General features: G+C 60.8%; 13 protein-coding genes, 3 pseudogenes and 1 other annotated feature. Of the genes and pseudogenes, 11 read left to right on the forward strand and 5 right to left on the reverse strand.

The annotated features are described in order from the left end of the window. Window positions 1-64: 64 nt before the first annotated feature. From OKW40_RS35175 to OKW40_RS35225, 11 genes and pseudogenes are all read left to right on the forward strand, one after another. On the forward strand, window positions 65-1,207 hold the full coding sequence (locus OKW40_RS35175; RefSeq protein ID WP_429493652.1) for a Re/Si-specific NAD(P)(+) transhydrogenase subunit alpha: 1,143 nt from the start codon (window positions 65-67) through the stop codon (window positions 1,205-1,207). 23 nt (window positions 1,208-1,230) lie between these two features. Further along, the gene (locus OKW40_RS35180; RefSeq protein WP_184060740.1) at window positions 1,231-1,572 is read left to right on the forward strand and encodes an NAD(P) transhydrogenase subunit alpha; all 342 of its coding nucleotides are present in this window, start codon (window positions 1,231-1,233) and stop codon (window positions 1,570-1,572) included. Continuing rightward, window positions 1,572-3,020, forward strand: a complete 1,449-nt coding sequence (locus OKW40_RS35185; RefSeq protein ID WP_429493653.1) for an NAD(P)(+) transhydrogenase (Re/Si-specific) subunit beta — start codon at window positions 1,572-1,574, stop codon at window positions 3,018-3,020. The genes OKW40_RS35180 and OKW40_RS35185 overlap by 1 nt, the downstream gene beginning before the upstream one ends. A gap of 79 nt (window positions 3,021-3,099) precedes the next feature. Further along, complete coding sequence (locus tag OKW40_RS35190) at window positions 3,100-3,411, forward strand: high-potential iron-sulfur protein (protein ID WP_429493654.1); 312 nt, start codon at window positions 3,100-3,102, stop codon at window positions 3,409-3,411. 70 nt (window positions 3,412-3,481) lie between these two features. Further along, window positions 3,482-4,057 (forward strand): annotated as a pseudogene (locus OKW40_RS35195) (MCP four helix bundle domain-containing protein); the annotation flags it as partial. Between the two features lie 590 nt (window positions 4,058-4,647). Then, on the forward strand, window positions 4,648-4,830 hold the full coding sequence (locus tag OKW40_RS35200) for a hypothetical protein (protein ID WP_429354101.1): 183 nt from the start codon (window positions 4,648-4,650) through the stop codon (window positions 4,828-4,830). 106 nt (window positions 4,831-4,936) lie between these two features. Beyond that, window positions 4,937-5,836: a LysR family transcriptional regulator gene (locus OKW40_RS35205; RefSeq protein ID WP_184060796.1), complete on the forward strand. Its 900-nt coding sequence runs from the start codon at window positions 4,937-4,939 to the stop codon at window positions 5,834-5,836. Window positions 5,837-5,929: 93 nt separating this feature from the next. Then, window positions 5,930-6,310 (forward strand): histidine phosphatase family protein, encoded by a 381-nt coding sequence (locus tag OKW40_RS35210; RefSeq protein WP_260321157.1) that lies wholly within the window; start codon window positions 5,930-5,932, stop codon window positions 6,308-6,310. Between the two features lie 105 nt (window positions 6,311-6,415). Further along, window positions 6,416-7,432, forward strand: coding sequence for a phosphotransferase (locus tag OKW40_RS35215; protein ID WP_429493994.1), 1,017 nt, complete (start codon window positions 6,416-6,418; stop codon window positions 7,430-7,432). 87 nt (window positions 7,433-7,519) lie between these two features. Next, entirely contained in the window at window positions 7,520-8,284 is a 765-nt protein-coding gene (locus OKW40_RS35220) for an SDR family oxidoreductase (RefSeq protein ID WP_429493995.1), read from the forward strand. 61 nt (window positions 8,285-8,345) lie between these two features. Continuing rightward, window positions 8,346-9,596, forward strand: coding sequence for an acyl-CoA dehydrogenase family protein (locus OKW40_RS35225; RefSeq protein WP_429493655.1), 1,251 nt, complete (start codon window positions 8,346-8,348; stop codon window positions 9,594-9,596). Between the two features lie 157 nt (window positions 9,597-9,753). Here OKW40_RS35225 and OKW40_RS35230 read toward each other — a convergent pair. The 5 genes and pseudogenes from OKW40_RS35230 to OKW40_RS35250 form a co-directional block, all read right to left on the reverse strand. Further along, a pseudogene (locus OKW40_RS35230) lies at window positions 9,754-10,170 on the reverse strand (DDE-type integrase/transposase/recombinase); the annotation flags it as partial. Window positions 10,171-10,365: 195 nt separating this feature from the next. After that, window positions 10,366-11,023: pseudogene (locus tag OKW40_RS35235) on the reverse strand (transposase); the annotation flags it as partial. After that, window positions 10,705-10,821, reverse strand: a sequence feature (AL1L pseudoknot). It overlaps the preceding pseudogene by 117 nt. Before the next feature lie 326 nt (window positions 11,024-11,349). After that, entirely contained in the window at window positions 11,350-11,454 is a 105-nt protein-coding gene (locus OKW40_RS35240) for a BCCT family transporter (protein ID WP_184060798.1), read from the reverse strand. Between the two features lie 242 nt (window positions 11,455-11,696). Next, on the reverse strand, window positions 11,697-11,954 hold the full coding sequence (locus OKW40_RS35245) for a hypothetical protein (protein ID WP_429354097.1): 258 nt from the start codon (window positions 11,952-11,954) through the stop codon (window positions 11,697-11,699). Between the two features lie 691 nt (window positions 11,955-12,645). Beyond that, on the reverse strand, window positions 12,646-14,283 hold the full coding sequence (locus tag OKW40_RS35250; RefSeq protein WP_429493656.1) for an Ig-like domain-containing protein: 1,638 nt from the start codon (window positions 14,281-14,283) through the stop codon (window positions 12,646-12,648). Window positions 14,284-14,291 lie beyond the last annotated feature (8 nt).

Below are 14,291 nucleotides of genomic sequence, written 5' to 3' on the forward strand. Positions count from 1 at the left end.
GCGTGACGGCAAATCTGGCTCGTTTCATTTAATAAAACGTTCCCACGACGTCGAAAGAGGGTATATGCACATCGGAGTGCCAGCCGAGACGCGCGCGCACGAAACCCGCGTCGCCGCGACGCCCGAAACGGTCAAGAAGTATGTGACCCAGGGCCACCGGGTCACGATCCAGAGCGGCGCCGGCACCGGCGCCAGCTTTCCTGACGATGCCTTTACGGCCGCCGGCGCGGAGATCGTCGACGCGGCGACCGCGTTCGGCGCCGATCTGGTCCTGAAGGTCCAGTCGCCCACCGACGCCGAATTGCCGTTGCTCAAACGCGGCGCGGTGCTGGTCGGCATGCTCGATCCGTTCAATACCGAAAACTCATCGAAGCTCGCCTCCGCGGGTGTCACCGCCTTCGCGCTCGAAGCCGCGCCACGCACCACGCGGGCACAAAGTCTCGACGTGCTGTCGTCGCAGGCGAACATTGCGGGCTACAAGGCGGTTTTATTGGCCGCCACGCTCTATCCGCGCTTCATGCCGATGCTGATGACCGCGGCCGGCACCGTGAAGGCCGCGCGCGTGCTGATTCTCGGCGCTGGCGTCGCGGGCTTGCAGGCGATCGCGACCGCCAAGCGTCTGGGTGCGGTGATCGAAGCCTCCGACGTCCGCCCCGCCGTGAAAGAGCAGATCGAATCGCTCGGTGCGAAGTTTCTCGACGTGCCCTACGAAACCGACGAGGAGCGCGAAGCCGCGCAAGGCGTCGGCGGCTATGCGCGGCCGATGCCGCCTTCATGGCTGCAACGCCAGTCGGCGCTGGTCCACGAGCGCGCCAAACAGGCGGACGTGGTGATCTCCACCGCGTTGATTCCGGGCCGCGCCGCGCCGACCTTGATTTCAGTGGAAACCGTGCAGGCGATGAAACCCGGCTCCGTACTGGTGGATCTCGCCGCCGGACGCGGCGCGGAGTATGAAGGCCGGTGCGGCGGCAACTGTCCGCTGACCGAAGCGGACCAGGTCGTCACGAAACATGGTGTGATCATCGTCGGCTATACGAATCTGGCCTCGATGGTGCCCGCCGACGCGTCGTCTTTATACGCGCGCAATCTGCTCGACTTCCTCAAGCTGATCATCACGAAGGAAGGGACACTCACCATCGATCTCGCGGACGACATCGTCGCGGCCACGCTGCTGGCCCGTGACGGCGAAGTCACGCGCAAGGCCTGAGCAACCACTAAAGGAGAACGGCGATGGAAATCATCAACCACACCGTCATCAATCTGATCATTTTCGTGCTGGCGATTTACGTCGGCTACCACGTGGTCTGGAACGTCACGCCCGCGCTGCACACGCCGCTGATGGCCGTGACCAACGCGATTTCGGCGATCGTGATCGTCGGCGCAATGCTCGCCGCGGGCCTGACCCTGGGCACGCCCGGCAAGTTCTTCGGCACGCTCGCGGTCGCGCTGTCGGCAGTCAACGTATTCGGCGGCTTTCTCGTCACACGACGAATGCTGGAGATGTTCCGCAAGAAAGAGCCGAAGAAGCTCCCCGCTGACAAGGCACAATCCACGACCCGGGAGAACGCGTAATGAGTCTGAACGTCGTCACGCTGCTTTATCTGGTCGCGTCGGTCTGCTTCATCCAGGCGCTTAAAGGGCTGTCGAATCCGAAGACGGCGCGCATCGGCAATACCTTCGGCATGGCCGGGATGGCGATCGCGATCCTCACCACCATCGCGCTGATCGTCAAGCAGGCGAACGGGCTCGGCTCGAACCTCGGTCTGGGTCTCGGTCTGCTGCTGGTCGCGCTGGTGGTCGGCGGCGCGGTGGGCGCGTTCGTCGCCGCGCGCGTCGAGATGACCAAGATGCCGGAACTGGTCGCGGCCATGCACTCGCTGATCGGTCTCGCGGCCGTGTGCATCGCGTATGCGGTGGTGTCGGAGCCGGCCGCGTTCGGCCTCGTCGATCCCGACGTGCCGATCGAGGGCTTGCTGCCGTACGGCAACCGCATCGAACTGTTCATCGGCACGTTCGTCGGCGCGATTACTTTTAGCGGCTCGGTGATCGCGTTCGGCAAGCTGTCGGGCAAGTACAAGTTTCGGCTGTTTCAGGGCGCACCAGTGGTCTACGCGGGACAGCATCTGATCAACCTGCTGCTCGCGCTCGCGATGCTCGGCTTCGGCGTCCTCTTCTTCCTCACGCAGTCGTGGCTGCCGTTCATCATCATGACGATCATCGCGTTCGTGCTCGGCGTGCTGATCATCATTCCGATCGGCGGCGCGGACATGCCGGTTGTCGTGTCGATGCTGAACTCGTACTCGGGCTGGGCGGCGGCGGGCATCGGCTTCTCGCTGAACAATCCGATGCTGATCATCGCCGGCTCGCTGGTGGGGTCGTCGGGTGCGATCCTGTCGTACATCATGTGCCGCGCGATGAACCGCTCGTTCTTCAACGTGATCCTCGGTGGCTTCGGCAACGAGCCGGGCGCGGCGGTGGGCGGCGCGGCGGAGCAGCGTCCGGTGAAATCGGGTTCGGCTGACGATGCATCGTTCATGCTCGGCAATGCGGAAACCGTGGTGATAGTGCCGGGGTATGGTCTGGCAGTCGCTCGTGCCCAGCATGCATTGAAGGAGCTGACCGACAAGCTGGTCGAAAAGGGTATCGAGGTGAAGTACGCGATTCACCCGGTGGCCGGCCGGATGCCGGGACACATGAACGTGCTGCTCGCGGAAGCCGAAGTCGCCTACGACATGGTCTATGAAATGGACGATATCAACGGCGAGTTCGGCCAGGTCGACGTGGTGCTGGTGCTCGGCGCGAACGACGTGGTGAATCCGGCGGCGAAGAACGATCCGAAGTCGCCGATCGCGGGCATGCCGATCATCGAGGCGTACAAGGCGCGCACGGTGATCGTCAACAAGCGTTCGATGGCAGCGGGCTACGCCGGGCTCGACAACGACCTGTTCTACATGGACAAGACGATGATGGTGTTCGGTGATGCGAAGAAGGTGATCGAGGATATGGTTAAGGCGGCGTAACGCCATTGGCACAACAATTGATACCCCGGAAATTTCCCGGTTTGTCGACAAAAAATTTCCCTGAACGATAAGGACCTGCATGAAAGCATCTCGCCGTACTTTTATGATCACGACTGCCGGTGTCGCTTCGAGTCTGGCACTTTCGCGCCTCGCATTCGCCGATTCGCCAAAGTTATCGGACACTGACTCCACGGCTCAGGCACTCGGCTACAAGTCCGACGCGACCAAGGTCGACAAAGCGAGGTACGCGAAGTACGCGGCCGGTCAGATCTGCGGGAATTGCACCTTCTATCAGGGCAAGCCGAGCGATGCGTTCGCGGCTTGCCCGATGTTCGGAGGCAAGCAGGTCGAGGGCAAGGGCTGGTGCAGTGTCTATAGCAGGAAAGCGTGACGTAGCCGACCGTATCGGCGGTCTCTGAAGCGTCACTTGGCAACGCCAGTAAGGTCTCGCAAGGCTCAGCACCGACATGGGCAGCATGTATTCGGCGAGTACCGTGCCGATCGAAGATCTCGCCGCGATGCAAGCGGCGGCGCTGAAGATCCGCCTGCAGATGCGTTACATCCAGGCGTTGCACGAACAGGAGAGGGCGGCGGATCTCGTGGCAGATATCGGCAAGGAGCAGAAGAAGCTCGATGTGGCTTGGCGTGACTACTATCCGGCAAAGATCGCGACGACGGATGAGCGCAGACTGGCCGACCGGGTAGCGAAGGTCCTGGCCGCCTTCCGGACGCAATCCGACGACATCGTCGAGGTGCTTCGCTCCGGCAATCTGGACATGGGAGGACGTTCGGCGTGCGATCCAGCGCGTGGTCGAAATCAACGACAGCATCTTCGAAGCTTCAGAAGAACAGCGCGGCGGGATCGGGCAGGTGAACGACGCGGTGAATCGCATGGATCAGGTGCTCTCCGCAACAATGCTGCCGTGGTCGAGCAGGCCGCGCAGGCGGCGCTCTCGCTGGAGGACCAGGTCGCCGCCCAGCGGTGTGCGATTGCAGTCTTCGAGGTCCGCTCGCAGGCATGCGGGACAGCGACCTGAGCTTGGGGCGACCGGGGTTTCGGGCGCTAATAGTGCCAAGGCGCTCGACGCGCGTTTCATGGAGACCGCCAACCTCCTCCTGCTGGAGGAATCGTCGGGCGTAAGAAACGGCTAGCAACCGGAATGCCACCACGGCGGCCAGAAAAGACAGGGTATCCCCTGTCTATTTTGTTCGCCATTATTTTGTATCATGACCTATGTTTAGTAACGTTTCATATAGGCGGTGTGTCGGACACGGAGGCTGATGGCAGGAGCCCGGTAGATCGCCGGCCGTGGGTGCTGAAGGTAGAGGAGTAGGAAATGAGCAGCAACGTAGAGTCTTTGCGAAGCCTGATCGAGAAATGGCTTGCCCCCACGCCGGCCTCGCCGATCAGTTTGACCCGGATGAATTACGCGAAGTCGCGGTCTATGCGATGTGTACGTGTGGAGTCGCTTCGGGCGTCGGGAGCCCTGGCGATTATCTTTTTCCGCCACGACGACGGATCGTGGTGCGTGTTTCCTCCCGAGCCGCGGCGGCCGGCAATGCGAGCTTCTCTGTAGCCCGGGTAAGGAAAGCCGGCGCATGCGTCGACATTTGAGTGGAGGTTGCGATGGATATCGAAAAGATTGCGAACGACTCGGGTATGCTGCTCGTGCTCGAAGGCCGGATCGGCCGTGAAGAGTACAAGAGCGTGTACGGATCCCTGCATGCTTTGCAGCGCTTTGCCAACAACATTCGCGAGCTGGTCGCCAGCGAAGCCTGTTCCGAGATGCTGCACACGGAAACGAGCTAAGGCGCCATGCGGCGCGGCGATGCCGCGCCGGCGCAAGGACTGCAAGAGAAAGGTGGTCGCGAACCGCGCCACCAGGGTCCGGCAGCGCCGATCAGGAAATGCCATCGTGCCTTTGTCAAAGATCGATCTGAATCTGTTCGTCGTTTTCGAGGCGATCTACAGGACGCGCAATCTCACGCGCGCCGCGGAGATGCTCTTCATCACGCAACCCGCCGTCAGCAATGCGCTGGCGCGCATGCGCAAATCGCTCAACGATCCGCTATTTGTCAGCACCTCGACCGGCATGGTGCCGACGCCCCTCACGGAGAACATCATTGGGCGGGTGCGCGAAGCGCTGCAGCTGCTTGACTCGAGCGCGCACGCGGGCGAGCAGTTCGACCCGGCGGCTTCTGAACGCGTGTTCCGGCTCAGCATGACAGACCTGACCGAAGCGCTGTTGCTGCCCGGGCTGGAAGAGGTGTTGCAGCGGCTGGCCCCGGGCATCCGTATTGAAAGCTACTTCACTCCCCGAAGCAACATTCCGGACGCGCTGGCCAACGGCGCCGTGAATCTCGCCATCGACGCCCCTCTGATCGATGACCCTCACCTCGAACACGCGCCGCTGGGTGGGGATCGATATGCATGCATGCTGCGCCACGATCAACCGTTCGCACGCAAGAAACTGTCGATGGACGATTACCTCAGGCTCGGCCATATCCACGTCTCGAGCCGGCGGCAAGGCCCGGGGCTCGTCGACGCCGAACTCAACAAGCTCGGCGTCAGGCGAACGATCCTGACGCGCGTGCAGCACTACCTGGTTGCACCGTTGATCGCAATGCGTACGGACCTCGTGCTGACCGCACCGCTCATGCTGCTGCAACGCTACGATGCCCGCATCCTCGAGCTGCCGTTCGACCTGCCCGAGATGGAGTCGCGCTGCTACTGGCACCGCAGTGCCGCTGAAGATCCGGCGCATCGCTGGTTGCGAGAACAGGTCATCCGCCTGATGGGAGAGACGAGCGCATAGCGGGTTAGTGTTATCACCATATTTTATGACGCGTAATCACAATAATAAATTTTTGGAATGGTATCGAGCTGAGTATGCTGTCGATCAGAACTTATGAGGGATCGCATGGCAGAACTCCATTTGATACGGCATGGCCAGGCGTCCTTCGGCGCCGAGAACTATGACCGGCTCTCAGACATCGGAACGCGCCAGGCGCGTTGGCTTGGCGAATACTTTGCCGATTCCAAACTGTGTTTCGATCGCGTCGTCATTGGCACGATGCGGCGCCATCGGCAGACGGCGGATGCGATTCTTGAAGGATTGGGCAGTCCTGTCGTCGAGATGACGCAACATGCCGGACTGAATGAATACGACTTCGATGCGCTCTATCGGGCGGCGCGTGACGACAACCCGGCATTGAACGCGCTCGCGCAAGGCACTGAGCGACATGCAGATCCGAAACAGCAGCGTCTGCCAGTATTTCTTCAACGCTGATGCGATGTCGCTAGCCGGCTTCAATTGCGTGCCTCACCTCGATCGCCCCGAGGGCCGCGAATTCGTCACCTATGGTTGACCCCGTTTCAGGATGTTTTGCACCTCATGAACGATAACCTTTATTTCGACGCCGACAAACTCTCCCACTACCTCGCATCGCACGTGCCGGGCTTCGAAGGCCCCATGACCGTGGAGAAATTCGCCGATGGGCAGTCGAATCCGACGTTCCTGCTGCACGCGCGCAGCGGCCGCTACGTGCTACGCCGGCAGCCGCCGGGAACGTTGCTGAAATCGGCGCATGCCGTCGACCGTGAATTCCGCGTGCTGGCCGCACTTGCAAATACACCGGTGCCGGTCGCCCGAGCGTTGCATCTTTGCGAAGATCGCGATGTGATCGGCAGCCTGTTCTACGTGATGAGCTACAAGGAAGGGCGCATTTTCTGGAATCCGGCGCTGCCAGAAATGGCGGCCAGCGAGCGCGGCTCGCTTTATGAATCGCTGATCGAAACGATGGCAGTCCTGCATGACGTGGACGTTGATGCGGTCGGGCTGTCGGACTATGGCCGCAGCGGCAACTATTTCGAGCGTCAGATCGGTGTATGGACCAAGCAGTATCGCGCCGCAGAGACCGGGACGCTGCCGGCGGTGGACGCGTTGATCGAGTGGCTGCCCGCGCATTGTCCTGCCGAATCGGATCGACCGTCGCTGGTGCACGGCGATTTTCGCCTCGATAACCTTATATTCGAACAAAACGCGCCAACGGTCCGCGCGATTCTCGACTGGGAATTGTCAACGCTCGGCAATCCGCTGGCAGACCTAGCGTACTTCTGCATGTGCCTGCGGCTGCCCCCTGAGGGGTATATCACCGGGCTCAGCGGGCTGAATCGCAACTCACTGGGCATTCCCGACGAACCTGCCCTGGTTGAGCGCTACTGCCGGCGTCGCGGGATTTCGTCAATCGCAGACTGGAACTTCTACCTGGCGTTCAGCTTCTTCCGGCTCGCAGCGATCGCGCAGGGCGTCAAGAAGCGGGCGCTGGACGGCAATGCGTCGAGCGACAAGGCGCGCCAGGTTGGTGAGATGGCCGGTACGCTCGCGCAGATGGGCGTTGATCTTCTTTGACCTTTGATGCGGGCGGGACGTGCACGCGTTGGTGGCGTGTGTGAGGAATCGGCAGGATTCAGGTGACCGCGAATATTGGAGACAGTTGTGACGACGAATTTATTTGATCTGACGGGAAAGATTGCGCTCGTGACCGGTGCGAGCCGCGGCATTGGCGAGGAAATTGCGAAGCTGCTCGCCGAGCAGGGCGCGCATGTGATTGTCTCGAGCCGCAAGCTGGAGGACTGTGAAGGTGTGGTCGGCGGGATCCGGTCGGCCGGCGGGAGCGCGCAGGCGCTTGCATGCCACGTCGGCCGGGTTGACGACATTCTTCTTGCATTCCAGACCATCCGCAGCCAGCACGGGCGCCTGGATATTCTGGTCAATAACGCCGCCGCAAATCCGTATTTTGGGCATGTGCTCGATACCGATCTGGCGGCGTTCGAAAAGACAGTCGAGGTGAACCTGCGCGGCTACTTCTTCATGTCTGTCGAGGCAGGCAAGCTGATGCGCGATAACAGCGGCGGGGCTATCGTCAATACGGCGTCGGTCAACGCGCTGCAACCGGGCGACAAACAGGCCATCTACTCGATCACGAAAGCTGCCGTCGTCAATATGACGCGTGCGTTCGCGAAGGAGTGCGGCCCGCTGGGTATCCGCGTGAACGCGCTGCTGCCAGGGTTGACGAAGACCCGTTTCGCCGGCGCCCTGTTCGAGGATCAGGAAACTTATGATCGTTGGCTCTCGAAGGTTCCACTGCGCCGCCACGCGGAGCCCCGCGAGATGGCGGGAACGGTGCTGTATCTGGTTTCTGATGCGGCCAGTTATACGAACGGCGAATGCATTGTCGTCGACGGCGGTTTGACGATCTAGCCATTGGCGGCAGGCACGGTCTCAGTCGTTTCAAGCGGACATTTTGCAAGGAAGAATCATCATGGATTTTGGCTATACCCCCAAGGTCGAAGCGTTGTGCGAGCAGTTGCGCGCCTTCATGGATAAACACATCGTCCCGCGCATCCGGCAGTGGCACGATGAGGTGAACCAGGGGAAGTACCCTGTGTCGTTCATGGAGTCGCTCAAGGAGCAGGCTCGTGCCGAGGGCCTGTGGAATCTGTTCCTGCCGCATCTGCGGGACGACGAGCCGGGCATGCGGCTGACCAATCTGGAATACGCGCCGCTCGCGGAAATCATGGGGCGGGTGTCGTGGGCGTCGGAAGTCTTCAACTGCAACGCGCCCGACACCGGCAACATGGAACTGCTGCACATGTTCGCTACGCCTGCCCAGCGTGACCAGTGGCTGACGCCGTTGCTCGATGGCAGGATTCGCTCGGCTTTCGCGATGACGGAACCCGAGGTCGCATCTTCGGATGCGACCAACATTACGACCTCGATTCGCCGGGACGGCGACGACTATGTGATCAACGGCCACAAATGGTTCATCACGAACGCCGCGCATCCTCATTGCAAGTTGTTCATCGTGATGGGCAAGACCGACCAGCAGGCACCGGCGCACCGGCAGCAGAGCATGATTCTCGTCCCCAGGGACACCGCAGGTGTCGAGATCGTGCGCAACATAACGGTGGTCAATCACGTTGCGCCGGAAGGGCACTGCGAGATCGTGTTCCGCGATGTTCGGGTACCGGCAGCCAATCTGCTCGGTGAAGAGGGCAGCGGTTTCGCGCTGGCTCAGGCGCGTCTTGGACCGGGGCGCATCCACCACTGCATGCGCTCGATCGGCGCGGCCGAGCTTGCTCTCGAATTGATGGTCGAGCGCGCTCAGTCGCGCACGACGTTCGGCAAGGCGCTGCATGAGCACGGCGCGGTCGGCGAATGGATCGCGAAGTCGCGCATCGAAATCGAGCAGGCGAGGCTGCTCGTGCTGAAGGCGGCCTGGATGATCGACCGGGTTGGGGCCAAAGAAGCACGCAAGGAGATCTCGATGATCAAGGCGCTCTTGCCAACGGTGTACGCCAATGTTTGCGAGCGAGCGATGCAGGTTTTCGGTGCGATGGGACTGAGCCCTGATACGCCATTGGCCGACAACTGGACCTGGGCACGCGCGCTGCGCTTTGCCGACGGTCCAGATGAAGTGCATTTGCAAGGCATTGCGCGCATGGAAATCAAGGCACGGCCGTACGTTGCGGGAGCAACCAATGCCTATCTGATAATGCCTGCACGGGACTGACCGCGGCGAGTGGCCGGGCGATGTCAACGTGTTGCGGCACCTTGCCGCAAAATACTCCTCGTCACGATTTCACGACGCGCATTTTTCATGCCGTCACAGGGCTCTGTCAACTTGGCGGGCGTAGGGCTACTACGTAGCCAAAGCGTAGCTATCCTTATCAGATAACTTCCTCGACCGCGGCAATAACAGTCCAACCATGCCATGTGGCGAAGCGTTCTTTGAGTACGGCACGATGCCATGCCGCGTTCATTTGATGTGTGGGCAACGCGAAGTGCTGCCGTATCGGTCCGAAGCATGAGAGGAATGCCTGCGTGCGACGCGCATAGCGAAAGCCGCACGTCTGGCGTTCGCGCCTGCGGGTCGGCTGACGGCTGTTCTCGGCACGGTTGTTCACGCGTGCAGCCGCCTTGACGAAAACGTGCTTCACATGAGCGAGCTCAGGAATATCAGCCTTCGCCGCCGGATAGCTGCGCAACTGGTCGGTAACGATCTTGCGCGGAACCGGGTTTGAACGCAGCACCCGCCGGAAGAAGCGCTTTGCCGCAGTCTTGTCGCGCCGCTTTTGCACCAGCAATGCTCATTTCTCACTCAAGCATATTGGCGACTATGTTGGCCATCGAAGCATCTCTTCTACCCAGATTTACGGCAAGCTGGCAATCGATCAACTACGCGATGTCGCGCAAGGCGATAGGGAGGATGTGCTATGAGATCTCCCACCCGCTTCCGGAGCTTTCTTGGTCCAGATATCGAACGGTTCCTCGGCTACAAGCGTAAAATCTGACACCCACAGCGCGTTAGGTCGTTCGGCCTTGAACTGCCGCTGCACGCGGTCCAGCGGGCAAGGTCTCGAACTGTCGCTAACGGTCGTCCTGATGAATCTGCCGCGCCGCACACCCCGCAGGCCCAGCTTCTTCAACCGCTCTACCGTGCAGCGGGCCACCTGGATGCCTTCGCGTGCGAGTTGCAGCCAGACCTTGCGGACTCCGTACACTTGGAAGTTCTCCTCCCACACGCGCCGGATTTCCCCGCATAGCATTGCGTCACGCTGGGCCCGCGCCGGCCGGCGTGCTGGATCGGCCCGCCGGGCCACATGCTGGTAATACGTCGACGGGGCGATCGGCAGCACCCTGCAGATCGGCTCGACCCCGTAGACCTGCCGGTGATCATCGATGAACGTGATCATCACTTCGATCGGCGGTCGAGCTCCGCCTGTGCGAAATACGCCGATGCTTTGCGCAGGATTTCATTAACCTGGCGCAACTCGCGAACCCGCTCCTGCAGTTGCTTCTTCCAGTCTGTGATCTGGTTCGGATGGACATCAAATTGCTGCGCCAGCTCTGCCAGGGTTTCTTGTCGCCCTTGAGCGCCGCAAGTGCCACCTTTGCCTTGAACGCCGGTGAATGTGTTCGTCGGTTTCGTTTCGTCATCTTCTGGTTCCTTCGCCGGCCATTATGACCGACTCACTCCCCAGCTTTTCCACTCAATCAACTGTCCGAATTCCCGGAGCCACCTCTGCCAGTGGTCACAGGTCTGCACATTGGTGGTCGGCCATGTGTAGCGAGCTATGAGCGTAGTCGGCTTTCGGCCGGCGCCTCCGCCCGAAGGACAACATGAACATGATTATGGCAAGAGCCGATGCGGCAATGAGTGTTATCGTCGCGACACCTTTAGACCCTCGCGGATTGCGCGATCGCACTGGCGGCAGCATGCGCATCGATCCTGATCGCGCTGTCTTCGCACACCGTCATCTATGTCAGGTGATGGTTAGCACAAGCAGCGCGCCGACGACGAATTGATAGATCGTATGACCCCGCGAAGTCAGCACGATAAAAATGCCGGCTAAAGGCCGCCACGTAATCCGCCACTTTCAGTAGAGAATCGTCCGGTCATTGAGCCCGTCATCGGCGCGCAGAGATTCATATGCATAGCTACGCATCGACAAAGTAACGAGATTCGGCGAATAGTTGCCGGCGTTCTCGCCTAACACGCGTACAAGGAGTGTGGTGGGTTCCGTCAAAATCAAAATCACAATCACAAGCAGATCGAAATCAAAGATCGATTTGCGGTGGTGAAGATATTCCGTAGCGAGACTACGTGCCCTCAGGCCTGCAGGTGACAGACAAAGTGGCATGAAGCAGCAGTCGGCACTTGGGCATTACCCTTTTCCTTCACAGTTTCTCGCCCCGACAGGCGGAAATGCGTGAACCGGGAAGATATGTTGCACATCTTCAGCGACGCGCGCCACACAGATTTCGCAGCACCGATAGCATGCCCACGGGAACGAGACGGATGGGCATGGTTCGCGATGCTTGCATGGCTGTGCGAGTTCGAAAATTCAATCGGAGAGAAACGCTTCATGGCTATCTCCGTGAAAATCTCAATAACATAAATGAGATGGTACGGGAATAACATTTTTCATTGTATCGAACCAGTCAGAAATGATGCTGCTACCAGGAATTTCGACTGCAGCAGGAAATCGTGTGACAACTTCACTGTTCGGCACAGCCATGAACGTGCCCTATCCGAACCTCGCCGCACGCCTGTTCGACACGCCGCTCTCGCGCCAACGGTTCGATGAAAATGGGCGAGCAATGGGTTGGCCACTGTCGATACGGGCAGCCCTATCTGGTCAGACAATCGCGCGCGGAAATCAGTGCTTGTGAAAGACTGCGAACAAAAAATTCGTACCAGTCTCACTGCGTTGTCGCGGCTGTCTGATTTCGCGGGGTCACCGATATCCGGACAATTGGAGCCAGTACGAAATCTCGTGTTTCGTTCACCAAGGTCACCCGAATTAGCCGAATCGATCCTTTAAACGACGAGCATTGCTTCATTGTTTTCTGAGTCTGGATTGCGGTTCAGGTGTCGCACCACATACTTCAATCTAACCGGTTACGATCATGACTCGAAACGATTTTCCTGACGTACAGGCTGCCGCGCTTATCACCAACGGGGACGGCCTCTCCGGTTTGCGGCTCCGCCCCCTGTCATGGCTGGTTTCGTCGCTGCTGGTCGTGCTCGCCTTGCCGGCGAGTGCCATTGCGGGCGCTCAAACGAAGTCTGATCTGGCGCTGGCGAGCGATGCAGCAACTGCAAGCTGGTGCCGAATGGCGGCATCACGCTCCACCACCGTGAACTCGTGCTCGCCTTCTTCCAGCGGCGTATCAGGCGTGAAGCTCCAGTTGCCGTCCTCGTCGACCTGCGTCTCGCCAATCGGCGTGCCGTTGTCGATCACGACGATCGTGTCACCCGGTTCGCCCTTGCCCACCAGTGTCGGCGTCGTGTCGTCCGTGCTGCCGCCATTGTCCACCGGACCCTGGACCAGACCTTCGTCGTCAATCACTTCGCCAATGACCGGCTGGTCCGGCGCAGTCGTGTCCACGATCACCACGTGCGGCTCCGAGGGCCTGCTTTCGTTGCCCGCAGGATCACGCTCCACCACCGTGAACTCGTGCTCGCCTTCGTCCAGCGGCGTATCAGGCGTGAAGCTCCAGTTGCCGTCCTCGTCGACCTCCGTCTCGCCAACCGGCGTGCCGTTGTCGATCACGACGATCGTGTCGCCCGGTTCGCCCTTGCCCACCAGCGTCGGCGTCGTGTCGTCCGTGCTGCCGCCATTGTCCACCGGACCCTGAACCAGACCCACGTCGTCAATCACTTCACCAATGACTGGCTGGTCCGGCGCAGTCGTGTCCACGATCACCACGTGCGGCTCCGACGGCCTGCTTTCGTTGCCCGCGGGATCACGCTCCACCACCGTGAACTCGTGCTCGCCTTCGTCCAGCGGCGTATCAGGCGTGAAGCTCCAGTTGCCGTCCTCGTCGACCTCCGTCTCGCCAACCGGCGTGCCGTTGTCGATCACGATGATCGTGTCGCCCGGTTCGCCCTTGCCCACCACCGTCGGCGTCGTGTCGTCCGTGCTCTCGCCATTGCCCACCGGTCCCTGGATCGGACCTTCGTCGTCAATCACTTCACCAATGACTGGCTGGTCCGGCGCAGTCGTGTCCACGATCACCACGTGCGGCTCCGACGGCCTGCTTTCGTTGCCCGCGGGATCACGCTCCACCACCGTGAACTCGTGCTCGCCTTCGTCCAGCGGCGTATCAGGCGTGAAGCTCCAGTTGCCGTCCTCGTCGACCTGCGTCTCGCCAACCGGCGTGCCGTTGTCGATCACGATGATCGTGTCGCCCGGTTCGCCCTTGCCCACCAGCGTCGGCGTCGTGTCGTCCGTGCTCTCGCCATTGCCCACCGGTCCCTGGATCGGACCTTCGTCGTCAATCACTCCGCCAACTTCCGGCTGGTCCGGCGCAGTCGTGTCCACGACTACCACGTGCGGCTCCGAGGGCCTGCTTTCGTTGCCCGCGGGATCACGCTCCACCACCGTGAACTCGTGCTCGCCTTCGTCCAGCGGCGTATCAGGCGTGAAGCTCCAGTTGCCGTCCTCGTCGACCTGCGTCTCGCCAACCGGCGTGCCGTTGTCGATCACGATGATCGTGTCGCCCGGTTCACCCTTGCCCACCAGCGTCGGCGTCGTGTCGTCCGTGCTGCCGCCATTGTCCACAGGACCCTGAACCAGACCCACGTCGTCAATCACTTCACCAATGACTGGCTGGTCCGGCGCAGTCGTGTCCACGATCACCACGTGCGGCTCCGACGGCCTGCTTTCGTTGCCTGCGGGATCACGCTCCACCACCGTGA

Origin of the sequence: Paraburkholderia sp. RAU6.4a (genome assembly GCF_050435625.1) — a bacterium.
Lineage (GTDB): Bacteria > Pseudomonadota > Gammaproteobacteria > Burkholderiales > Burkholderiaceae > Paraburkholderia > Paraburkholderia tuberum.